The organism is Pseudomonas sp. 57B-090624, assembly GCF_003234055.1.
Classification (GTDB): domain Bacteria; phylum Pseudomonadota; class Gammaproteobacteria; order Pseudomonadales; family Pseudomonadaceae; genus Metapseudomonas; species Metapseudomonas tohonis.
This window is the reverse complement of sequence record NZ_QKRU01000066.1, coordinates 1-21396: the sequence shown is the minus strand read 5'-3', so window position 1 is coordinate 21396 and position 21396 is coordinate 1. Positions and strand designations below refer to the sequence as shown.

General features: G+C 67.5%; 20 protein-coding genes. 14 read left to right on the top strand and 6 right to left on the bottom strand.

The annotated features are described in order from the left end of the window. Window positions 1–252: 252 nt before the first annotated feature. The 5 genes from DMX10_RS25175 to gatC all read right to left on the bottom strand — a co-directional run bounded on the left by DMX10_RS25175 (window position 253) and on the right by gatC (window position 4377). Entirely contained in the window at window positions 253–639 is a 387-nt protein-coding gene (locus DMX10_RS25175) for a carboxymuconolactone decarboxylase family protein (protein ID WP_111263662.1), read from the bottom strand. A 19-nt stretch (window positions 640–658) separates the two neighbouring features. Next, entirely contained in the window at window positions 659–1042 is a 384-nt protein-coding gene (locus DMX10_RS25170; protein WP_111263661.1) for a septal ring lytic transglycosylase RlpA family protein, read from the bottom strand. A gap of 122 nt (window positions 1043–1164) precedes the next feature. Continuing rightward, window positions 1165–2610 carry an Asp-tRNA(Asn)/Glu-tRNA(Gln) amidotransferase subunit GatB gene (gene gatB / locus DMX10_RS25165; protein WP_111263660.1) on the bottom strand — a complete coding sequence of 482 codons (1446 nt, stop codon included), beginning with the start codon at window positions 2608–2610 and terminating at the stop codon, window positions 1165–1167. A gap of 11 nt (window positions 2611–2621) precedes the next feature. Then, window positions 2622–4073, bottom strand: coding sequence for an Asp-tRNA(Asn)/Glu-tRNA(Gln) amidotransferase subunit GatA (gene gatA, locus DMX10_RS25160; RefSeq protein WP_111263659.1), 1452 nt, complete (start codon window positions 4071–4073; stop codon window positions 2622–2624). 16 nt (window positions 4074–4089) lie between these two features. Further along, window positions 4090–4377, bottom strand: a complete 288-nt coding sequence (gene gatC, locus DMX10_RS25155; protein WP_021217764.1) for an Asp-tRNA(Asn)/Glu-tRNA(Gln) amidotransferase subunit GatC — start codon at window positions 4375–4377, stop codon at window positions 4090–4092. A gap of 218 nt (window positions 4378–4595) precedes the next feature. Between gatC and mreB the strand changes: the two genes are divergently transcribed. Genes mreB through tldD form a run of 8 tightly spaced genes read left to right on the top strand, consistent with a single transcriptional unit; the run spans window position 4596 to window position 15493 of the window. Further along, the gene (gene mreB, locus DMX10_RS25150; protein WP_021217765.1) at window positions 4596–5633 is read left to right on the top strand and encodes a rod shape-determining protein MreB; all 1038 of its coding nucleotides are present in this window, start codon (window positions 4596–4598) and stop codon (window positions 5631–5633) included. 33 nt (window positions 5634–5666) lie between these two features. Beyond that, window positions 5667–6701, top strand: coding sequence for a rod shape-determining protein MreC (gene mreC, locus DMX10_RS25145; protein WP_256604860.1), 1035 nt, complete (start codon window positions 5667–5669; stop codon window positions 6699–6701). After that, window positions 6701–7189, top strand: a complete 489-nt coding sequence (gene mreD / locus DMX10_RS25140) for a rod shape-determining protein MreD (RefSeq protein WP_111263657.1) — start codon at window positions 6701–6703, stop codon at window positions 7187–7189. The genes mreC and mreD overlap by 1 nt, the downstream gene beginning before the upstream one ends. Before the next feature lie 49 nt (window positions 7190–7238). Then, the gene (locus DMX10_RS25135; protein ID WP_111263656.1) at window positions 7239–7832 is read left to right on the top strand and encodes a nucleoside triphosphate pyrophosphatase; all 594 of its coding nucleotides are present in this window, start codon (window positions 7239–7241) and stop codon (window positions 7830–7832) included. A gap of 9 nt (window positions 7833–7841) precedes the next feature. Then, the gene (gene rng / locus DMX10_RS25130; protein ID WP_111263655.1) at window positions 7842–9299 is read left to right on the top strand and encodes a ribonuclease G; all 1458 of its coding nucleotides are present in this window, start codon (window positions 7842–7844) and stop codon (window positions 9297–9299) included. 14 nt (window positions 9300–9313) lie between these two features. Continuing rightward, window positions 9314–13144, top strand: a complete 3831-nt coding sequence (locus DMX10_RS25125; protein ID WP_111263654.1) for a YhdP family protein — start codon at window positions 9314–9316, stop codon at window positions 13142–13144. Between the two features lie 55 nt (window positions 13145–13199). Further along, window positions 13200–14054, top strand: a complete 855-nt coding sequence (locus tag DMX10_RS25120) for a carbon-nitrogen hydrolase family protein (protein WP_111263653.1) — start codon at window positions 13200–13202, stop codon at window positions 14052–14054. Continuing rightward, window positions 14051–15493, top strand: a complete 1443-nt coding sequence (tldD, locus tag DMX10_RS25115) for a metalloprotease TldD (protein ID WP_111263652.1) — start codon at window positions 14051–14053, stop codon at window positions 15491–15493. The genes DMX10_RS25120 and tldD overlap by 4 nt, the downstream gene beginning before the upstream one ends. Window positions 15494–15550: 57 nt before the next feature. On the opposite strand, the gene yjgA is transcribed toward tldD, so the two are convergent. After that, the gene (gene yjgA / locus DMX10_RS25110) at window positions 15551–16072 is read right to left on the bottom strand and encodes a ribosome biogenesis factor YjgA (RefSeq protein ID WP_111263651.1); all 522 of its coding nucleotides are present in this window, start codon (window positions 16070–16072) and stop codon (window positions 15551–15553) included. A gap of 145 nt (window positions 16073–16217) precedes the next feature. Here yjgA and pmbA point away from each other — a divergent pair, with 145 nt between their 5' ends. The 6 genes from pmbA to DMX10_RS25080 form a co-directional block, all read left to right on the top strand. Further along, the gene (gene pmbA / locus DMX10_RS25105; protein WP_111263650.1) at window positions 16218–17564 is read left to right on the top strand and encodes a metalloprotease PmbA; all 1347 of its coding nucleotides are present in this window, start codon (window positions 16218–16220) and stop codon (window positions 17562–17564) included. 275 nt (window positions 17565–17839) lie between these two features. Further along, entirely contained in the window at window positions 17840–18232 is a 393-nt protein-coding gene (locus DMX10_RS25100; RefSeq protein ID WP_111263649.1) for a FagA protein, read from the top strand. Beyond that, window positions 18229–19605 carry a class II fumarate hydratase FumC gene (gene fumC, locus DMX10_RS25095; protein WP_111263648.1) on the top strand — a complete coding sequence of 459 codons (1377 nt, stop codon included), beginning with the start codon at window positions 18229–18231 and terminating at the stop codon, window positions 19603–19605. Before DMX10_RS25100 ends, fumC begins: the two co-directional genes overlap by 4 nt. Window positions 19606–19658: 53 nt before the next feature. Continuing rightward, window positions 19659–20105, top strand: a complete 447-nt coding sequence (locus DMX10_RS25090; protein WP_111263647.1) for a tetratricopeptide repeat protein — start codon at window positions 19659–19661, stop codon at window positions 20103–20105. 13 nt (window positions 20106–20118) lie between these two features. Further along, window positions 20119–20730, top strand: coding sequence for a superoxide dismutase (locus tag DMX10_RS25085; RefSeq protein WP_111263646.1), 612 nt, complete (start codon window positions 20119–20121; stop codon window positions 20728–20730). After that, window positions 20730–21396: ZIP family metal transporter (locus DMX10_RS25080; RefSeq protein WP_178083007.1), on the top strand; the 667-nt coding region annotated here is incomplete at its 3' end. The genes DMX10_RS25085 and DMX10_RS25080, both read left to right, overlap by 1 nt.

The window sequence follows — 21396 nt, the reverse complement described above, 5'->3', positions numbered from 1 at the left end:
CTACCCATCCTACGGGGAATTATTGGCCACTGAAGTCGCCCCCACCCATGCCCGCATCGCTCGGACCTGACCGTTGCGTAGGGTGGAGGTCGCTTTTTACCTCCACCAGGCGGAGGCGGGCGTTGCACAGGCTCCGTATCGCTCGACCTGTCATGGGCGCCGCAAGGTGAGGGAGCGGCTTCAGCCGCGATGACCGCTGCGGGCATTTTTCGCGAATGAATTCGCTCCCACGGGGCAGCCCCTTGGAAGGGCTCAGGCCTTCTGGTCGGCCTGCCAGGTGTCGATGACTTCCTGGGCGGCGCGGAAGGCGTCGATGGCGGCGGGGACGCCGGCATAGACGGCGCAGTGCAGCAGCGCTTCACGGATCTCTTCCACGGTACAGCCGTTGTTCAGCGCGCCGCGCACGTGGCCCTTGAGCTCCTGGGGGCATTTCAGGGCGGTGAGGGCGGCGAGGGTGATCAGGCTGCGGGTCTTGCGATCCAGCCCTTCGCGGTTCCAGACGCCGCCCCAGGCGTGTTCGTTGACGAAGTCCTGCAGCGGCTGGGTGAAGGCGGTGGCATTGCCCAGGGCGCGGTCGACGAAGGCGTCGCCCATGACTTCGCGGCGGACCTGGACGCCGGGTTTGCGTGTTTCGCTCATAGCGGTTTCCTGCTTGGGTTCATCTGAGGCTTTCGACGCGCACCGGCACCACGCCCGAGCGGATCATGCCCAGCGCTTCGGCGGCCTTCTTCGAGACGTCGATGATCCGTGTGCGGGCATAGGGGCCGCGATCGTTGATGCGGACCACCACGCTGCGGTCGTTGTCGAGGTTGGTGACCTTGACCCGGGTGCCGAAGGGCAGGGTGCGGTGGGCGGCGGTCAGGGCGTTCTGGTCGAAGCGTTCGCCGCTGGCGGTCTTCTGGCCGTGGTGGCGGGCGCCATAGAAGGAGGCGCGGCCCTCGGCGCGGTAGTCGCCCGGGGTTTCGCTGTCGCGTTCGAAGGGAATGTAGGAGCAGCCGGTCAACAGGCCGGAGAAGGCGAGAAGGCAGAGCAGTCGCTGCATGGCGTCACCTGGTGGAGGCGAATCGGTCCTTTTGCCCGGCTGGGTTCAGTGGGTTCCCGCGCTCGCGGGAGTGACGGCATGAGCGCCATCCTCGCGAACGCGGGGCCCCCCTGGAGTCAGGCTCAGCTTTCGAGCTTCTTCTTCAGCAGTTCGTTCACTTGGGCCGGGTTGGCCTTGCCCTTGGCCGCCTTCATGGCCTGGCCGACGAAGAAGCCGAACATCTTGCCGCGCTTGGCTTCGTCGCTGGCGCGGTACTGCTCGACCTGTTCGGCGTTGGCGGCGAGCACCTCGTCGAGCAGCGTCTCCACGGCGCCGCTGTCGGTGTTCTGCACCAGGTCGCGGGCCTTGATGATGGCGTCGGGGGACCCTTCACCTTCGGCCATGGCGGCGAACACGGTCTTCGCGGCCTTGCCGTTGATGGTGCCGTCCTTCAGGCGCAGGATCATGCCGCCCAGGTACTCGGCGGACACCGGCGATTGCTCGATCTCCAGGCCATCCTTGTTGAGCAGGCTGGAGAGCTCGCCCATCACCCAGTTGGCGGCCAGCTTGGCGTCGCCGCAGGTGCGCTGCACGGCCTCGAAGTAGTCGGCCATCTCGCGGCTGGCCGAGAGCACGCTGGCGTCGTAGGCGGAGAGGCCGAACTGGCTCTCGAAGCGCTCGCGCTTCTGCACCGGCAGCTCCGGCAGCTGGGCGCGTACTTCGTCGAGGAAGCTCTGCTCGATCACCACCGGCAGCAGGTCGGGGCAGGGGAAGTAGCGGTAGTCGTTGGCTTCTTCCTTGCTGCGCATGGAGCGGGTTTCGTTGGCCGCCACGTCGTAGAGCACGGTTTCCTGGACGATCTTGCGGCCGGATTCCAGCTCGTCGATCTGCCAGGCGATCTCGGTGTTGATGGCGCGCTCGATGAACTTGAACGAGTTGACGTTCTTGATCTCGCGGCGGGTACCGAACTCGGCCTGGCCCTTGGGGCGTACCGAGACGTTGCAGTCGCAGCGCAGCGAGCCTTCGGCCATGTTGCCGTCGCAGATGCCGAGGTAGCGCACCAGGGCGTGGATGGCCTTGGCGTAGGCGACGGCTTCCTTGGCGCTGCGCATCTCCGGCTCGGAGACGATCTCCAGCAGCGGGGTGCCGGCACGGTTGAGGTCGATGCCGGTCATGCCGTGGAAGTCTTCGTGCAGGCTCTTGCCGGCGTCCTCTTCCAGGTGCGCGCGGGTGATGCCGATACGGCGGGTGGTGCCGTCTTCCAGGGTGATGTCCAGGTGGCCCTTGCCGACGATGGGGTGGTCCATCTGGCTGGTCTGGTAGCCCTTGGGCAGGTCCGGGTAGAAGTAGTTCTTGCGGGCGAAGACATTGCGCGCGCTGATCTCGGCGTCGATGGCCAGGCCGAACTTCACGGCCATGCGCACGGCTTCGGCGTTGAGCACCGGCAGTACGCCGGGCATGCCCAGGTCAACCAGGCTGGCCTGGGTGTTGGGTTCGGCGCCGAAGGTGGTGGCGCTGGCGGAGAAGATCTTCGATTGGGTGCTGAGCTGTGCGTGGATTTCCAGCCCGATCACGGTTTCCCATTGCATGTGCGTCGTCCTCAGAATCCGGCCGGGGCCTGTTTGTGCCAGTCGGTGACCTGCTGGTACTGGTGGGCCACGTTGAGCAGGCGGCCTTCCTGGAAGTAGGGCGCGAGCAGCTGCACGCCCACCGGCAGGCCGTCGACGAAGCCGGCGGGCATGGACAGCCCCGGCAGGCCGGCGAGGTTGGCGGTGATGGTGTAGATGTCTTCGAGGTACTGGGCGACCGGGTCGTTGTTCTTCTCGCCCAGCTTCCAGGCCGGGTTGGGCGTGGTCGGGCCGAGGATCAGGTCGACGCCCTCGAAGGCCTGGACGAAGTCGTTCTTGATCAGGCGGCGGATCTTCTGCGCCTTGAGGTAGTAGGCATCGTAGTAGCCGGCGGAGAGCGCGTAGGTGCCGACCATGATGCGGCGCTTCACTTCGCTGCCGAAGCCTTCGGCGCGGGAGCGCTTGTACAGGTCGGTCAGGTCCCTGGGGTCTTCGCAGCGGTAGCCGAAGCGCACGCCGTCGAAGCGCGACAGGTTGGAGCTGGCCTCGGCCGGGGCGATCACGTAGTAGGCGGGGATGGCGTGCTGCATGTTGGGCAGCGAGACGTCCCTGACGGTGGCGCCGAGCTTCTTCAGCTCTTCGACCACGGCCATCACCGCCGCGCCGATGCGTGCGTCGAGGCCGGCACCGAAGTATTCCTTCGGCAGGCCGATGCGCAGTCCGGCCAGGGGCTGGGCGAGGGCGGCGAGGTAGTCGTCCACCGGGGCGTCGACGCTGGTGCTGTCCTTGGGGTCGAAGCCGGCCATGGCGCCCAGGAGCAGGGCGCAGTCCTCGGCGGTGCGGGCCAGCGGGCCGCCCTGGTCGAGGCTGGAGGCGTAGGCGACCATGCCCCAGCGCGAGACGCGACCGTAGGTGGGCTTGATGCCGGTGAGGTTGGTGAAGGCGGCGGGCTGGCGGATCGAGCCGCCGGTGTCGGTGCCGGTGGCGCCGGGCACCAGGCGCGCGGCGACGGCGGCGGCGGAGCCGCCCGAGGAACCACCGGGGACGCGATCGAGCGCCCAGGGGTTCTTCACCGGGCCGTAGTGGCTGGATTCGTTGGAGGAGCCCATGGCGAACTCGTCCATGTTCAGCTTGCCGAGGCTGACGGTGCCGGCGGCCTTGAGCTTCTCGACCACGGTGGCGTCATAGGGCGCGGTGAAGTTGTCGAGCATCTTCGAGCCGCAGCTGGTGCGCACGCCCTGGGTGCAGAACAGGTCCTTGTGGGCGATGGGCGCGCCGAGCAGGGCGCCGTTCTCGCCGGCGGCGCGACGGGCGTCGGCGGCACGGGCCTGTTCCAGTGCCTGGTCGGCGGTGACGGTGACGAAGCTGTTGAGTTGCGTGTCGAGGGCCTGGATGCGCGCCAGCAGGGCGCCGCTCAGCTCCTCGGAGGAGAACTGCTTGGCGGCCAGCGCACGGGCGATCTCGGCCAGGGTCAATTGATGCATGCTGTAACCCTTTTCCTTAGTCGATGACTTTGGGGACGAGGTAGAGGCCATTCTCGACGGCCGGCGCGATGGCCTGGTAGGCGTCGCGGTGGTTTTCCTCGGTCACTTCGTCAGCGCGCAGGCGCTGGGTTGCTTCGAGGGGGTGGGCCAACGGCTCGATGCCGTCGGTATCCACGGCCTGCATCGCGTCGATCAGGCCGAGGATGTTGTTGAGGGTCTCGGTGGTACGCGGGATATCGCCGTCGTTCAGGCCCAGGCGGGCGAGATGGGCGATCTTTTCCACGTCGGAGCGTTCAAGCGCCATCGGGTTCTCCAACTGAGGTGCGGTCAGCGCGGTGCTCGGGACCGTGCGGGAAGGGCGCCGGGAACGGCACCGCGAACGGGCGGTCAAAGGCCGCGATGATGGGCCCAGAGGCCCGGAAAAACCGGCAATTTAACATATCGGCGCCTTGCCCAAAATCCCTGTCGTTGTTAGAGTTTGCCGCACTTTTTTACCCACGCGTTGCCTAGGGTCCCTCTCCCATGTTCAAGAAACTGCGTGGCATGTTTTCCAGCGATCTGTCGATCGACCTGGGCACTGCCAATACCCTGATTTATGTGCGCGAACGCGGCATCGTCCTGAACGAGCCGTCCGTGGTCGCCATTCGTAACCACGGCAACCAGAAAAGCGTCGTGGCCGTCGGCACCGAGGCCAAGCGCATGCTCGGTCGTACCCCCGGCAACATTTCCGCTATCCGCCCGATGAAGGACGGCGTGATCGCCGACTTCAGCGTCTGCGAGAAGATGCTGCAGTACTTCATCAACAAGGTGCACGAGAACAGCTTCCTGCAGCCCAGCCCCCGCGTGCTGATCTGCGTTCCCTGCAAGTCCACCCAGGTCGAGCGTCGCGCCATCCGCGAATCCGCCCTGGGCGCCGGCGCCCGTGAAGTCTTCCTGATCGAGGAACCCATGGCCGCGGCCATCGGTGCCGGCCTGCCGGTCGAAGAGGCCCGTGGCTCCATGGTCGTCGACATCGGCGGCGGTACCACCGAGATCGCCCTGATCTCCCTGAACGGTGTGGTCTACGCCGAATCCGTACGCGTGGGCGGCGACCGCTTCGACGAGTCCATCGTCACCTACGTGCGCCGCAACTACGGCAGCCTGATCGGCGAATCCACCGCCGAGCGCATCAAGCAGGAAATCGGCACCGCCTTCCCGGGTGGCGAGGTCCGCGAGATCGACGTCCGTGGCCGCAACCTGGCCGAAGGCGTGCCGCGCAGCTTCACCCTGAACTCCAACGAGGTTCTGGAAGCGCTGCAGGAATCCCTGGCCACCATCGTCCAGGCGGTCAAGAGCGCCCTGGAGCAATCCCCGCCGGAGCTGGCTTCCGACATCGCCGAGCGCGGCCTGGTGCTGACCGGTGGCGGTGCGCTGCTGCGCGACCTCGACAAGCTCCTGTCCCAGGAAACCGGCCTGCCGGTGATCGTCGCCGAGGACCCGCTGACCTGCGTGGCCCGTGGCGGTGGTCGTGCCCTGGAAATGATGGATCGTCACGCAATGGACCTGCTCTCCACCGAGTAAGGTCGGAGAGCCATTGCACCAGAGGAGCGGGTCATAAAACCGCTATTCGCCAAGGGACCTTCGCTCGGCGTGCGCCTGTTGGTGTTCGCCGTGCTTTCTGCCGCCTTGATGGTGGTGGATGCCCGCTTCGATACCTTGAAACCGGCACGCAGCCAGATGGGCCTCGTGCTGACGCCCTTCTATTGGCTGGCCGATCTGCCGGTACGCCTCTGGGATGGCGTCAGCGACCAGTTCACCAGCCGCAGCACCCTGATCGCCGAGAACGAGAAGCTCAAGGCCGAAGGCCTGCTGATGCAGCGTCGCCTGCAGAAGCTGGCGGCCCTGACCGAGCAGAACGTGCGCCTGCGCGAGCTGCTCAACTCTTCCGCCCTGGTGGACGACAAGGTCCTGGTGGGCGAACTGATCGGCGTCGACCCGAACCCCTTCACCCACCGCATCCTGGTGGACAAGGGCGAGAAGGACGGCGTCTTCCTCGGCCAGCCGGTGCTCGACGCCCGCGGCCTGATGGGCCAGGTGGTGGAGGTCATGCCCTACACCGCCCGCGTCCTGCTGCTCACCGATACCACCCACAGCATTCCCGTGCAGGTGAATCGCAACGGCCTGCGCGCCATCGCCAGCGGCACCGGGAACCCGGAACGCCTGGAGCTGCGCCACGTGGCCGATACCGCGGATATCAAGGAAGGCGACCTGCTGGTGAGCTCCGGCCTCGGCCAGCGCTTCCCCGCCGGCTATCCGGTGGCGACGGTCAAGGAGGTCATCCACGACTCCGGCCAGCCCTTCGCCATCGTCCGTGCCGTGCCCACCGCTGCACTGAACCGCAGCCGCTACCTGCTGCTGGTGTTCACCGATACGCGCAGCCCCGAACAGCGTGCCAACGACTCGGCCGAAGCCCAGGAGGCGGCCGATCGCGAGGCCGCTGGCAAGCCCGGCGGCACACCCGCTACCGGTGCCGCTCCGGGGACTGCTGCACCTGCTGCACCTGCTGCCACGACGCCTTCCGTACCGGCCCCGGCCGGCGCGGCATCTTCGACACCGGCCACGCCGCCCGCCAACCGGGAGAACCGCTGATGGTCAGCGCCCGCTCGAACAATGGCTGGGTGATCTGGTTCAGCCTGGTCCTGGCGCTGTTGCTCAGCGTCGCGCCCATGCCGACCTTCATGGAAGTCGGGCGGCCGCTGTGGCCCGCGCTGCTGCTCACCTACTGGACCCTGGCCCTGCCGCACCGCGTGGGGATGACCACCGCCTGGCTGGTGGGAATCGCCCAGGACGTGCTCTACGGCACCCTGCTGGGGCAGAACGCGCTGATCCTGGCGCTGATCACCTTCCTCGTGCTGGCCCTGCACCAGCGCTTGCGCATGTTTCCCATGTGGCAACAGAGTCTGGTGCTGATGGTGGTCTTCGGCCTGGCCCAGCTGGTGCAGCTGTGGCTCAACGCCCTGACCGGCAACCGCCCGCCGACGCTGTTGTTCCTCTTGCCCGCCCTGGTCAGCGCCTTGCTCTGGCCCTGGGTTTTCGCCGCCCTGCGCGGCCTGAGCCGCCGTCTCAACGTCAACTGACCGGCCCGCGGCCATGCCGCGTGCCTTCTCGACATGGAGAAGTCCCAGCATGGCCACGCTCCACCTGGCATCCGGCTCGCCCCGCCGCCGCGAACTGCTCGCCCAGATCGGCGTCCCCTTCCAGGTTCTTTCCGCTGCCATCGATGAGTCCGTACGCCCCGGCGAGACGGCCGAGGGCTACGTCGAGCGCCTGGCCCGTGAAAAGGCCGCCGCCGGCCTGGCTGCGCTCGGTGATGCCGCAGCCGGCACCTGCGTGCTGGGGGCCGACACCTCGGTGGTGCTCGATGGCCGTATCCTCGGCAAACCCCTGGATCGCGACCATGCCCTGGCCATGCTGGCGGACCTCTCCGGGCGCGAACACCAGGTGCTGACCGCCGTGGCGGTGGCCCAATCCGGCCTGTGCCGCTCGCGCCTGGTGACCAGTCGGGTACGCTTGCGTGTCATCCCCCAGGCCGAGCGCGAGGCCTACTGGGCCACCGGTGAACCGCTGGACAAGGCGGGCGGCTACGCCATCCAGGGGCTCGGTGCGGTGTTCGTCGAGAATATCCAGGGGAGTTATTCCGCCGTTGTGGGTCTACCGTTGCTGGAAACGGCGGACTTGCTGGGCGAATTCGGCATTTCTGTTTGGCAGCGGGTCGGGTAGGTTCTCAGCATGAGCGAAGAGATTCTGATCAATATCACGCCGATGGAATCGCGCGTGGCGGTGGTGGAGAACGGGGTGCTGCAGGAGGTGCATGTCGAGCGCACCCAGCGCCGTGGCATCGTCGGCAACATCTACAAGGGCAAGGTGGTGCGGGTGCTGCCGGGCATGCAGGCGGCCTTCGTCGACATCGGCCTCGACCGTGCGGCCTTCATCCACGCCTCGGAGATTTCCAACCGCGAAGGCAGTGCGGTGGAGAACATCACCGCCCTGGTCCACGAGGGCCAGGCCCTGGTGGTACAGGTGACCAAGGACCCCATCGGCAGCAAGGGCGCACGCCTGACCACGCAGCTGTCCATACCCTCGCGCTACCTGGTCTACATGCCGCGCACCGCGCATGTGGGCATCTCGCTGAAGATCGAGGACGAGGCCGAGCGCGAGCGCCTCAAGCAGGTGGTCGCCGACTGCGTCGCCGCCGAAGGCATCGAGGAGACCGGTGGCTTCATCCTGCGGACCGCTGCCGACGGCGCGCGGGCGGAGGAAATCCTCGTCGACATCCGTTACCTGCGCCGCCTGTGGGAGCAGATTTCCTCGCAGATGCAGAGCGCCCCGGCGCCTTCGGTCATCTACGAAGACCTGAGCCTGGCCCTGCGCACCCTGCGTGACCTGGTGAACCCGCGGATCGAGAAGATCCGCATCGACTCCCGCGAGACCTTCCAGAAGGTCACCCAGTTCGTCGACGAGCTGATGCCCGAGATCGCCGACCGCCTGGAGCACTACCCCGGCGAGCGCCCGATCTTCGATCTGTACGGCGTCGAGGACGAGATCCAGAAGGCGCTGGAGCGCAAGGTGCTGCTGAAGTCCGGCGGCTACCTGATCATCGACCCCACCGAGGCGATGACAACCATCGACGTGAACACCGGCGCCTTCGTCGGCCATCGCACGCTCGAAGAGACCATCTTCAAGACCAACCTCGAGGCGGCCACCGCCATCGCCCGCCAGCTGCGCCTGCGCAACCTGGGCGGCATCATCATCATCGACTTCATCGACATGGAGGATGAGGAGCACCAGCGCCAGGTCCTGCGGACGCTGGAGAAGCAGCTGGAGCGGGACCACGCCAAGACCAACATCATCGGCATCACCGAGCTCGGCCTGGTGCAGATGACCCGCAAGCGCACCCGTGAAAGCCTGATGCAGAACCTCTGCGAACCCTGCCCGAGCTGCCAGGGCCGCGGCATGCTGAAGACCGCCGAGACCATCTGCTACGAGATCTTCCGCGAGATCCTCCGCGAGGCCCGTGCCTACCAGGCCGAGGGCTACCTGGTGCTGGCCAACCAGAAGGTGGTGGACCGCCTGCTGGATGAGGAGTCGGGCAACGTTGCCGATCTCGAGGCCTTCATCGGGCGCACCATCAAGTTCCAGGTCGAGAGCATGTATTCCCAGGAGCAATACGATGTCGTGCTGCTCTGAGGGCCTGAACTGATATGGCGCGCAAGGGCCTGTCCCTCGTCACCCTGCTGCGTACCCTGCTGGCGCTCTGCGCGCTGGGCCTGGTGCTCGCCGCCCTCTATGTGAGCCTCGGTCGGCAACTGGTGCCGCTGGTGGCCGAGTACCGGGGCGAAGTCCAGGAGAAGGCCCGCGAGGCCCTTGGCGAACCCCTGCTGATCGGCAGCCTCGAAGGGCGCTGGCAGGGCATGGGGCCGGTGCTGGTCGCCCATGACGTCACGCTCGGGGAGGGCGACGAGGTCCTGCGCCTGGACCAGGTGCGCGTGGTGCCCGACCTGCTCGGCAGCCTGCTGGCGCGCAGTGCGCGCATCGCCAGCCTCGAGGTCGAAGGCCTGCAGCTACAGGTACAACAGGACGAAGCCGGCAAGTGGACCCTGGCCGGCATGCCCGCCCGGGACGACCAGGCTCCGTTCGATGCGCGCAAGCTGCTCGATGGCTTCAAGTACGTCCAGCGCCTGTCCCTGCTCAACAGCCAGGTCACCCTGGAGCCCTGGAAGCAGAAGCCGGTCACCTTCACCTATGTACAGACGACCCTCAGCGGCAGCGCAGCCCGGCAGCGCCTGGACGGCCGCCTGACGCTGCCGGACGGCCAGCCGCTGAGCCTGCGCCTGCGCACCCGCATCGATCCCGACGCGCTGCTGGGCAGCGAGGCGGAGATCTACCTCAGCCTGCCCCAGAGCGACTGGGCGCGCTGGTTGCCCAGGAGCCTGACCCGTGACTGGCGTGTCGAGCAGCTCAAGGGGGGGGGCGAACTCTGGGCCGATTGGAAGCGCGGCGCCCTGCAAGGCGCGGTGGCCCGGTTGCATGTCGGCGAACTGCGCGGCAGCTACGCGCAGCGCAAGCCCGTGGCCGTCCAGGACCTGGCGGTGGACGCCTATTTCAATCGCAGCGACAAGGGCATGAGCCTGCTGCTGGATTCCCTGGCGGTGAGCGTCGGCGAGCAGCGCTACAGCAACGCCCACATCCGCCTGGAGCAGGTGCAGGACAACGGGCAGGGCGAGGCCGAGTGGAAGCTCGCCGCCGACCGCCTCGACCTCGATCCCCTGGTGCCGCTGGTGGAGGGCCTGGTGCCGCTGCCGGACCTGGCCGCGGAACTGGTCAGCGGGCTCAAGCCCCGTGGTGCGCTGCGCAATCTGCAGGCGGTCTACCGGCCCCAGGTGGAGGGTGCCCGGCGCATCGGCTTCAGCGCCAACCTGGAGCGCATCACCTTCAATGCCGTGCATGGCGCGCCGGCGGCCGAGAACGTCAGTGGCAGCATCACCGGCGACCTGGCCGGCGGCGAGCTGCGGATGGATTCCGATGATTTCGCCCTGCACCTCGATCACCTGTTCCCCAAGCCCTGGCGCTACCGCGAGGCGCACGCGCGCCTGACCTGGAAGCTGGATGACCAGGCGTTCACCCTGATCAGCCCCTACCTCCAGGTGGTCGGCGATGAAGGCAAGGTCGCAGGCGACTTCCTCATCCGCCTGCTGCGCGACCCGGCCCAGGAGGACTACATGGACCTGCGCGTCGGCCTGCACGACGGCGATGCGCGCTACACCGAGAAATACCTGCCGACCCTCTCCAGCGGCCTCAGCCCGGCCCTGGCCGAGTGGCTGAAGACCGCCATCAAGGGCGGCGCGGTCGACGAGGGGTTCTTCCAGTACCAGGGCTCGCTGCAGCACGACTCGGTGCCGGAATCGCGATCCATCAGCCTGTTCTTCAAGGTCCACGATGCCGAGCTCGCCTACCAGCCCGGCTGGCCGGCGCTGCGCGAGGCCCGTGGCGATGTGTTCATCGAGGACAGCGGCGTGCGGGTGCGGGTGCCCAGTGCGCGCATTCTCGACAGCCGCATCAGCGATGCGCGTGCCGATGTGCCCCACGTCGAGCATGGCCAGGTGCCGCGCCTGCGGGTCCGGGCCAAGCTGGACAGCAGCTTCGGCGATGGCCTGAAGATCATGCAGGAAGCGCCGACGCCAGCCGCCGAGGTGATGGCCGGCTGGCAGGGCGAAGGCACCCTGGACGGCAGCCTGGACCTGGACATCCCGCTGGAGAAGGCCGGTGGCGAGCCCCGGGTGATCGTCGACCTGGCGACCCGTGAATCGCGCTTGAAGTTCGCCAAGCCGAGCCTCGAACTCACCGACCTCGACGGCGCCTTCCGCTTCGATACCGCCAGCGGCCTCAGCTCGCCGCAGATACGCGGCAAGGCCTTCGGTCGCGAAGTCACCGCCAAGGCGGTCGCCGAAGGGCGCAATGGCAAGGGCCGCACGCGCATCCAGGCCAGCGGCCGCGCCGCGATCAAGGATGTCTCGGGCTGGCTGGGCGTGACCCGGCCCCTGCCGGTCGCCGGCGATGTTCCCTACCAGCTCGACCTGTTGCTGGATGGCAAGGACAGCCAGTTGCGCATCGCCTCCAGCCTCAAGGGCGTATCCGTCGACCTGCCGGCGCCTTTCGGCAAGGCTGCCGACGAGGTGCGTGACAGCCAGTGGCGCATGACCCTGGATGGCCCGGAGCGGCGCTACTGGTTCGACTATGGTGGGCGCGCCAACCTCGCGGTTGCCGCGCCCGCGACGGATTTCACCCAGGCACGCGGCGAACTGCTGCTGGGTTCGGGCAGCGCGAGCATGCCGTCGAACCGCGGCATCCGGGTGCGCGGCACCCTGGACGAGCTGGACCTGGCGGCCTGGCAGGCGGTGCGGGATCGCTACGCCGCCAAGGACGCCGGTGACGCCGTCGGCCTGCTGCAGGGCGCGGACCTGCGCATCGGTCATTTCAGCGGCATGGGCATGAGCCTTGAGGATTTCCGCATCGGCCTGGCGCGGGGCGATGCGTTGTGGAAAGTCGATCTGGACAGCGACCTGCTGCAGGGCAGCGTCAACCTGCCCGATGCCGAGGGGGCGCCCATCGTCGTCGACATGGCCCGCGTGCGCCTGCCCAAGCCGCCGGAGAACGACGAGGCGGCGGAGGCCAGCCCCGACCCGCTCAAGGACATCGACCCCCATTCCATTCCGGCGCTCGATGTGCGCATCGCCCAGGTGCAGTTCGGCGACGAGCCGCTGGGGGCCTGGTCGCTCAAGGCGCGGCCGACGGCCCAGGGCACCCTGTTCAGCGATCTCGACCTCAACCTCAAGGGCCTCAAGATCACCGGCTCCACCGGCTGGGAGGGCAACGCCGGGGCGAGCTCCAGCTGGTACAAGGGGCGCCTGGAGGGCAAGAACCTGGCCGATGTGCTGCTGGCCTGGAACTACGCGCCCACCGCCACCAGCGAACGTTTCCGCCTGGACGCCGATGGTCGCTGGCCGGGCTCGCCGGCCTGGGTCAGCCTCAAGCGGTTCTCCGGCACCCTGGACGCCAGCCTGCGCAAGGGGCAGTTCGTCGAGGTCGAGGGCAGTGCCCAGGCGCTGCGTGTGTTCGGCCTGCTGAATTTCAACTCCATCGGCCGCCGCCTGCGCCTGGACTTCTCCGACCTGCTCGGCAAGGGCCTGGCCTATGACCGGGTGAAGGGCCTGCTGGTGGGCAGCGAGGGCGTCTTCGTCACCCGCCAGCCCATCGTCCTCGAAGGGCCCTCCAGCGGTGTCGAGCTCAAGGGCACGCTGGACATGGCCCACGACACCATCGACGCCAAGCTGCTGGTGACCCTGCCGGTGACCAACAACCTGCCGCTGGCCGCGCTGATCGTCGGCGCCCCGGCCATCGGCGGTGCACTGTTCGTCGTGGACAAGCTGCTGGGTGACAAGGTCGCGCGCTTCGCCAGCGTGCAGTACGAGGTGAAAGGGCCGCTGACGGAGCCGAAGATCAGTTTCGACAAGCCGTTCGAGAAGCCCAATTGATTCCGTCGGCCACGCGCTGGAGTAGCATGCGGCGATACCCGCTGTGGAGAATGCCATGACCTTCGCGGTGATCCAGATGGTCAGCCAGGACGATGTCCTGGCCAATCTTGCAGCCGCTCGTCGCCTGCTCGAGTCCGCCGCCGGGCGCGGTGCCCGCCTCGCCGTGCTGCCCGAGAACTTCGCCGCCATGGGCCGCCGCGACTACGGTGCGATCGGCCGCGCCGAAGCCCGGGGCGAGGGGCCGATCCTGCCCTGGTTGAAACAGACGGCGCGCGACCTCAGGTTATGGGTGGTCGCCGGAACCCTGCCGTTACCGCCGGACGATGCTCCGGATGCCAAGCCCAACGCCTGTTCGCTGCTGGTGGACGACCAGGGCGAGCGGGTCGCGCGCTACGACAAGATCCACCTTTTCGATGTCGATGTGGCCGATGCCCGTGGGCGCTACCGCGAGTCGGACGACTACGCCTTCGGTGATCGCGTGGTGGTCGCCGACACCCCCGTGGGGCGGCTGGGCCTGACGGTCTGCTACGACCTGCGCTTCCCCGAGCTCTACGGGGCGCTGCGCGAGGCCGGGGCCGAGCTGATCACCGCGCCGTCGGCCTTCACGGCGGTGACCGGCGCGGCGCACTGGCAGGTGCTGGTGAGGGCCCGTGCCATCGAGACGCAGTGCTATGTGCTGGCGGCGGGGCAGGGTGGCGTTCATCCGGGGCCGCGCGAGACGTTCGGGCATTCGTCTATCGTCGACCCATGGGGTCGTGTGCTGGCCGAGCAGGCCAGCGGTGAAGCGGTGCTGATGGCCAGCCGTGATGCGGACGAACAGCTGGCGGTGCGCCAGCGCATGCCGGTGACGGCACACAGAAGATTCTTGACGCCGGCCGCACCTGCGCCTGCGAGAACGGAGAAGTTATGAGCCAATTGTTGTTATCCGTCAGTGACCAGCTGCTGGCACCCGGCGGCCTCACCATCGAGCAGCTGCCGGGCGTGCTGGGCGAACTCGCCGGCCCGGGCATCGACGCTGCCGACCTGTACTTCCATGGCCAGGTCTCCGAGTCCTGGGTGCTGGAGGACGGCATCGTCAAGGACGGCAGCTTCCATCTCGACCAGGGCGTGGGCGTACGCGCGCAGTCCGGCGAGAAGACCGGTTTCGCCTACAGCAACGCGATCACTGCCGACGCCCTGGGCCAGGCGGCCCGCGCCGCACGCTCCATCGCCCGCGCCGGGCAGCAGGGCCGCGTACAGGCCTTCGCCAGCCCTGACGTGGCGCGGCTCTATGCACCTGACAGCCCGCTGGACGTGATCGACCGGGCGGAGAAGGTCGAGCTGCTCAAGCGCATCGACGTCGCCACCCGGGCGCTGGACCCGCGAATCAAGCAGGTCACCGTCAGCCTGGCCGGGGTCTGGGAGCACATCCTGGTCGCTGCCAGCGATGGCAGCCTGGGCGCCGACGTGCGACCGCTGGTGCGCTTCAACGTCAGTGTCATCGTCGAGCAGAACGGTCGTCGCGAGCGTGGCGGCCATGGCGGCGGCGGGCGTACCGACTACCGCTATTTCCTCCAGGAGGACCGCGCCATGGGCTACGCCCGCGAGGCGCTGCGCCAGGCACTGGTCAACCTCGAAGCCATCCCGGCACCGGCAGGAACCCTGCCGGTGGTGATGGGCGCGGGCTGGTCCGGCGTGCTGCTTCACGAAGCGGTGGGCCATGGCCTGGAGGGCGATTTCAACCGCAAGGGCAGCTCGGCGTACAGCGGGCGGATCGGCGAGAAGGTCGCCTCCAGCCTCTGCACCATCGTCGACGACGGCACCCTGGCGGGCCGTCGCGGCTCGCTGAGCCTGGACGACGAGGGCACGCCGACCCAGTGCACCACGCTGATCGAGAACGGCGTGCTCAAGGGCTACATGCAGGACAAGCTCAACGCCCGCCTGATGGGCGTGGCGCCCACCGGCAACGGCCGTCGCGAGTCCTATGCGCACCTGCCGATGCCGCGCATGACCAACACCTACATGCTGGCGGGGGAGAGCGACCCCGAGGAGATCATCGCGTCGGTGGAGCGCGGCATCTATTGCGCCAACCTGGGCGGCGGCCAGGTCGACATCACCAGCGGCAAGTTCGTGTTCTCCACCAGCGAGGCCTACCTGATCGAGAACGGCAAGATCACTGCGCCGGTCAAGGGCGCGACCCTGATCGGCAACGGCCCGGAGGCGATGAGCCGGGTTTCCATGGTCGGCAACGACTTGGCGCTGGACAGCGGCGTGGGCACCTGCGGCAAGGATGGGCAATCGGTGCCCGTGGGCGTGGGTCAGCCGACGCTGAAGATCGATGCGATCACGGTGGGAGGTACGGGCGCTTGAGGAGGGGCGTTGGGCGCTCGAAGCCGTGGACTCCCGGCTTCGAGCTTCCTGCGGCCTTTAACGCAGTCCGCGCTGGGTTTCGTCCAGGTCGCGGATGTATTTGAAGACCTTGCGCGCCGCGGCCGGCGGTTTGTTACGGGCCGCTTCGTGCTGGGCATGACGGATCAGGCTGCGCAGGTGCTGGCGGTCGGTTTCCGGGTATTCGACGACGAAGGATTCCAGGGTGCTGTCGTCCCCGCCGATGAGGCGGTCGCGCCAGCGCTCCAGGTTGTGGAAGCGCTCGTTGTACTGGCGGGTCGAGGCGTCGAGCTGGTCGACGAGGGCGACGATGGCCTCGATGTCCTGCTCGCGCATGAGCTTGCCGATGTATTGCAGGTGGCGCTTGCGGGCGATGTGGGCCTTGTGCTTCGGCGCTTCCAGCAGGGCCTTCTGCAGCGCATCGGTCAGCGGCAGCTTGGCGAGAACATCGGGTTTGAGCGTGGTCAGACGTTCACCGAGGTCCTGCAGGGCGTGCAGCTCTTTCTTGACCTGGGTTTTGCTCTTCTCTCCGGAGAAGTCGTCGTCGAGGTATTCAGACATGGGGGCGATCCAGTGGGAAACGCCGCCATGATAACCAGTCGGACGGGGATTGTCCGGCCCGGCTGGCGCCGCAATGATGCGGTCCGTGGGGCGGTGCGCCGGGTGCGTCCGCCCCGTCGAAAGGGTTTTGTGAACTGGAGTGGCTATGAGTGAAGTAGAAGTGGTCGGCCCGCAGGCCTTGCCCGAGTTGCAGGCACGGGTCGAACGCATCCTCGCCGAAGCCGGTCGCCAGGGTGCGACGGCCTGCGAGGTCGCGGTTTCGGTGGAGCAGGGTTTGTCGACCACGGTGCGCCAGCGCGAGGTGGAGACCGTCGAATTCAACCGCGATCAGGGCTTCGGCATCACCCTGTACGTGGGCCAGCGCAAGGGCTCGGCCAGTACCTCGGCGACCGGCGATGACGCCATCCGCGAGACGGTGGCGGCCGCGCTGGCCATCGCCAGGCACGCGTCCGAGGACGAGTGCGCCGGCCTCGCCGATCGCGGCCTGATGGCCCGCGACCTGCCGGACCTGGACCTCTACCACCCTTGGGCCATCACCCCCGAGCAGGCCGTGGAGCAGGCGCTGGTGTGCGAGGCGGCGGCCTTCGATGCCGACCCCCGCATCAGCAATGCCGATGGCACCACCCTCAGCACCCACCAGGGCTGCCGCGTCTACGGCAACAGCCATGGCTTCATCGGCGGCTACGCCAGCAGCCGGCACAGCCTGAGCTGCGTGATGATCGCCGGTGGCGAAGGGCAGATGCAGCGCGACTACTGGTACGACGTGAACCGCATCGGCACCCAGCTGACCGATGCGCAGGTCATCGGCCGCCGCGCCGCCGAACGCACGGTCAGCCGCCTGGGCGCGCGCCCGGTGCCCACCTGCGAGGTGCCGGTGCTGTTCGCTGCGGAACTGGCGACCGGGCTGTTCAGCAGCTTCCTGTCGGCGATCTCCGGCGGCAACCTCTACCGCAAGTCGTCCTTCCTCGAAGGAGCACTGGGGCAACGTCTGTTCCCAGAGTGGCTGAGCATCGACGAGCGCCCGCTGATCCCGCGCGCCATGGCCAGCGCCTCCTTCGACAATGACGGGCTGGCGACCTACGCCAAGCCGTTCGTGGAGAAGGGCGAATTGGTCTCCTACATCCTCGGCACCTATTCCGGCCGCAAGCTGGGCCTGCCCAGCACCGCGAACGCCGGGGGCGTGCACAACCTCTTCGTCACCCACGGGCAGGAAGACCAGAAGGCGTTGCTGCGTCGCATGGACCGGGGGCTGCTGGTGACCGAGCTGATGGGCCATGGCCTGAACATGGTCACCGGTGACTACTCACGTGGCGCAGCCGGCTATTGGGTGGAGAACGGCGAGATCCAGTTCCCCGTCCAGGAAGTCACCATCGCCGGCAACATGAAGGACATGTTCCGCCAGATCCTCGCCGTCGGCAGTGACCTGGAAGTACGAGGCAACATCCGCACCGGCTCGGTGCTGATCGAGCGGATGACGGTGGCGGGCAGCTGATCGCCCGGCCGTCGTCGAGGATGACGCGCCCTGGTGGCGCGTTTTTTATGGGCGTTTCTCCTGCGCCGATGGCCCCCAGCATGCTCGACGACACGACTTTCATGCGCTCCGGGAATCGGCGCTGTTGGGTGTCTTTTCACCAATCTGCCCACCATTGCCGTGAGGATTGCGTTCGCTGACGCGAGGCGGGGCAGCCTCCGACGCACTTTCACTTTGCAAGTTTCGGTAATGTTTATTATTCTCAAACGCGAATATTTGCTATTTGGGAATTCGCTGTGCAGTCCCGTCTCGACGAACCCCGGGCGTACTCCGATTGGCGCTGGCTTGGCCAGCGCATCCGCTGTGCCCTGACGCCGGATGAGCCGCGCCTGCTGACGCGCTTCCTCGACGATGGCCACGAGTTGGTCGTGCACCATGACCTGCCGGCCTGGCGCATTTTCGAAGGCAGCTTCCAGTTGCTGCTGGACAGCGCCACCGACCGCGCCCTGCCCTGGCACTGGCGCTGCTTGTGCCTCGATCACGCCTATCTACCCCTGCAGTCCCTGCGTCCGCTGGCGCGCGATCCGTTGCGCCGCCGGCGCCTGCTCGGGCTGCAGCGGCGCCTGGCAACCCTGCGCCTGGCGCCATCCCTGAGCTACATCGAACCGGAAGAAGGAAATACAGCGTGACTGATACCCGAATCGAACGCGACAGCATGGGCGAGCTGGAAGTGCCCGCCAAGGCGTTGTACGGCGCGCAGACCCAGCGGGCGGTGAACAACTTCCCGGTCTCCGGACAGCGCATGCCGGCAGCTTTCATTCGTGCACTGATCCTCGCCAAGGCTGCCGCTGCGCGGGCCAACGTCGACCTGGAGCAGATCAGCCCGGCCATGGGTGACGCCATCGTCAGCGCCTGCCAGGAGTTGCTGGCTGGCGACTTCATGGCGCACTTCCCGGTGGACGTGTTCCAGACCGGCTCCGGCACCAGTTCGAACATGAACGCCAACGAGGTGATCGCCACCCTGGCCAGCCGCCTGCTGGCGGAGAAGGTCAGCCCCAACGACCACGTCAACTGCGGGCAGAGCAGCAACGACATCATCCCGTCGAGCATCCACGCCAGCGCTGCCATCGAGGTGAGCGAGCGCCTGTTGCCCGCCCTCGGGCACCTGCTCAAGGTGCTCTGCGAGAAGTCCCTTGAAGTTCGCCCCTATGTGAAGACAGGCCGTACCCACCTGATGGACGCCATGCCGGTGCGCATGAGCCAGGTACTGGACGGCTGGGCCCAGCAGGTGCAGAGCAACATCGAGCACCTGCGTGCGCTGATGCCGAGCCTGCAGCAGCTGGCGCAAGGCGGTACCGCCGTCGGCACAGGGATCAATGCGCACCCGCGCTTCGCCGAGCGTTTCTGCGTCGAGCTCAACCTGCTCACCGGCCTGCAATTCACCCCGGGTAGCAACTTCTTCGCCCTGATCGGCTCCCAGGACACCGCGGTGGCCTTGTCCGGCCAGTTGAAGACGGTGGCGGTGACACTGATGAAGATCGCCAACGACCTGCGCTGGATGAACTCAGGTCCGCTGGCCGGCCTGGCCGAGATCGAACTGGAGGCGTTGCAGCCGGGCTCCTCGATCATGCCGGGCAAGGTCAACCCGGTGATCCCCGAAGCCACGGCCATGGTCGCCGCCCAGGTGATCGGCAATGACGCGGCGATCACGGTCGCCGGGCAGTCGGGCAACTTCGAGCTGAACGTGATGTTGCCGGTCATCGCCCACAACCTGCTGAACAGCATCCAGCTGCTCTCGAGCAGCAGCCAGTTGCTGGCCGACCGCGCGGTGGCGAGCTTCCGCGTCAATCAGCCGAAGCTGAACGAAGCGCTGTCGCGCAACCCCATCCTGGTCACTGCGCTGAACCCGATCATCGGCTACCTCAAGGCCGCCGAGATCGCCAAGCAGGCGTACCGGGAGGGCAGGGCGGTGATCGACGTGGCCGAGGAGAACACCGAGCTCGGCCGCGCCGAGCTGGAAAAGCTGCTCGACCCGGAGAAGCTCACCGAGGGCGGCCTCTAGCCGCGACCCGGGTGCCGCCCAGGCGGCGCCCTTCGCCCACCCGGAGGTGGCCGATGGAGTACTGGAAACGAACCATCGAGGCAGGCAACCACTGCTTCCGCGCCGGAGACTGGATCGAGGCGCGCGAGCGCTACCTGCAGGCCCTGGCCCAGGCGCAGATGCTCCTCGAGCGCTGGTCTGACCCGGACCAGGCGGTGGCCGCGTTCGTGGTCTCGCACCACAACCTGGCCGACCTGCACCTGATGCTCGGCCAACCGGAGGAGACTGCCGAGAACCTCTGCACCTGCCACGAGCGCCTGCTGCAGGTGCTGCGTGACACCAGCCTGCCCGAGGCGCTGCGCGACGTTGCCCTGCGCCATAGCCGCTGCACCTACAGCAGCCTGTTGCAGTTCATCCAGGAGCACGGCGCCTATCCCCGCACCGATCGCCTGCTCGGCATCGCCCCTGGGCACTCCTCGCAGGCGACGCCGCACCTTGCCCGCAGCCGCTACTACCACTGAACAAGGACCCGACATGACCTACAGCCTGCCCACGCTGCCCTACGCCTACGACGCCCTGGAGCCGCACATCGATGCACAGACCATGGAGATCCATCACAGCAAGCACCATCAGGCCTACATCAACAACCTCAACGCTGCGCTGGAGGGCAATCCCCTCGGTCAGCTGCCCGTGGAGTCGCTGCTGCGTCGCCTGGCCGAAGTGCCCGAGCCGCTGCGTGGTGCGGTGATCAACAACGGTGGCGGCCATGCCAATCATTCGTTGTTCTGGACCGTGATGTCGCCCAGTGGCGGCGGCGAGCCCCAGGGTACGGTACGGGCGGCCATCGAGGCCGAGCTGGGCGGCTTCGTTGCCTTCAAGGAGGCCTTCACCAAGGCGGCGCTGACGCGTTTCGGCAGCGGCTGGGCCTGGCTCAGCGTGGCACCGGGCAAGCGCCTGGTGGTGGAAAGCAGTGGCAACCAGGACAGCCCGCTGATGAACGGGCACGTACCGATCCTCGGGCTGGACGTCTGGGAGCACGCCTATTACCTGCGCTACCAGAACCGGCGCCCCGAATACATCGGTGCGTTCTACAACGTCATCGACTGGGCCGAAGTCGATCGTCGATACCGTGAGGCGATGGCCTGATGCCCGAACCCGACCTGCACGGCCTGGGCGCCGAAGGGCGCCTGCACCCGCCCAGCCGGGGCGCCATGCTGCCCCTGCTGCCGAGCGGGCTTTCCCTGCGCCAGGTCCTGGGGCTGTGTGTGATGCTCGCCGGTTGCGTGCTGCTGTCCTGGCAGGCGGTGCTGGCTGCCGAGCGTGCGCTGGAACCCCATCTCTGGCATGCCCTGAAGTCGGGCTCGCTGTGTGCGTTGGGCACCGCTGTCGGGACCTTGCCGGTGCTGTTCATGCGCGGCATCTCGGCGCGCACCTCCGACACCCTGCTGGGTTTCGGGGCCGGTGTGATGCTGGCGGCGACGGTGTTCTCGTTGCTGATCCCCGGCCTCGAGTCTGCCGGGCAGCTGGGTTTCTCCCGCTGGTCGGCAGGCTTCCTGATGAGCCTCGGCCTGTTGCTGGGGGCCAGCGCACTGTTCGGCCTTGGCAGGCTGTTGCCGGAGCGGCAGCTGGAGGTCGACACGCGAACCGATCGCCTAGTCCTGGCGCCGCGCATCCTGTTGTTCGTCATCGCCATCGTCCTGCACAACATCCCGGAGGGCATGGCCGTGGGGGTGGCCGCGGGTGCCGGGCTGGCGGGTGCGGACGGCCTGGCATTGGGCATCGCGCTGCAGGACCTGCCGGAGGGGCTGATCA

Bases quoted from the DNA above. Each gene is read 5' to 3' on its own strand.
- DMX10_RS25135 (WP_111263656.1), top strand. From the start codon at position 7,239: ATGGCCACGCTCCACCTGGCATCCGGCTCGCCCCGCCGCCGCGAACTG.
- DMX10_RS25120 (WP_111263653.1), top strand. From the start codon at position 13,200: ATGACCTTCGCGGTGATCCAGATGGTCAGCCAGGACGATGTCCTGGCC.
- DMX10_RS25085 (WP_111263646.1), top strand. From the start codon at position 20,119: ATGACCTACAGCCTGCCCACGCTGCCCTACGCCTACGACGCCCTGGAG.
- tldD (WP_111263652.1), top strand. From the start codon at position 14,051: ATGAGCCAATTGTTGTTATCCGTCAGTGACCAGCTGCTGGCACCCGGC.
- DMX10_RS25175 (WP_111263662.1), bottom strand. From the start codon at position 639: ATGAGCGAAACACGCAAACCCGGCGTCCAGGTCCGCCGCGAAGTCATG.
- mreD (WP_111263657.1), top strand. From the start codon at position 6,701: ATGGTCAGCGCCCGCTCGAACAATGGCTGGGTGATCTGGTTCAGCCTG.
- pmbA (WP_111263650.1), top strand. From the start codon at position 16,218: ATGAGTGAAGTAGAAGTGGTCGGCCCGCAGGCCTTGCCCGAGTTGCAG.
- rng (WP_111263655.1), top strand. From the start codon at position 7,842: ATGAGCGAAGAGATTCTGATCAATATCACGCCGATGGAATCGCGCGTG.
- DMX10_RS25125 (WP_111263654.1), top strand. From the start codon at position 9,314: ATGGCGCGCAAGGGCCTGTCCCTCGTCACCCTGCTGCGTACCCTGCTG.
- DMX10_RS25170 (WP_111263661.1), bottom strand. From the start codon at position 1,042: ATGCAGCGACTGCTCTGCCTTCTCGCCTTCTCCGGCCTGTTGACCGGC.
- gatC (WP_021217764.1), bottom strand. From the start codon at position 4,377: ATGGCGCTTGAACGCTCCGACGTGGAAAAGATCGCCCATCTCGCCCGC.
- DMX10_RS25090 (WP_111263647.1), top strand. From the start codon at position 19,659: ATGGAGTACTGGAAACGAACCATCGAGGCAGGCAACCACTGCTTCCGC.
- yjgA (WP_111263651.1), bottom strand. From the start codon at position 16,072: ATGTCTGAATACCTCGACGACGACTTCTCCGGAGAGAAGAGCAAAACC.
- gatA (WP_111263659.1), bottom strand. From the start codon at position 4,073: ATGCATCAATTGACCCTGGCCGAGATCGCCCGTGCGCTGGCCGCCAAG.
- gatB (WP_111263660.1), bottom strand. From the start codon at position 2,610: ATGCAATGGGAAACCGTGATCGGGCTGGAAATCCACGCACAGCTCAGC.
- mreB (WP_021217765.1), top strand. From the start codon at position 4,596: ATGTTCAAGAAACTGCGTGGCATGTTTTCCAGCGATCTGTCGATCGAC.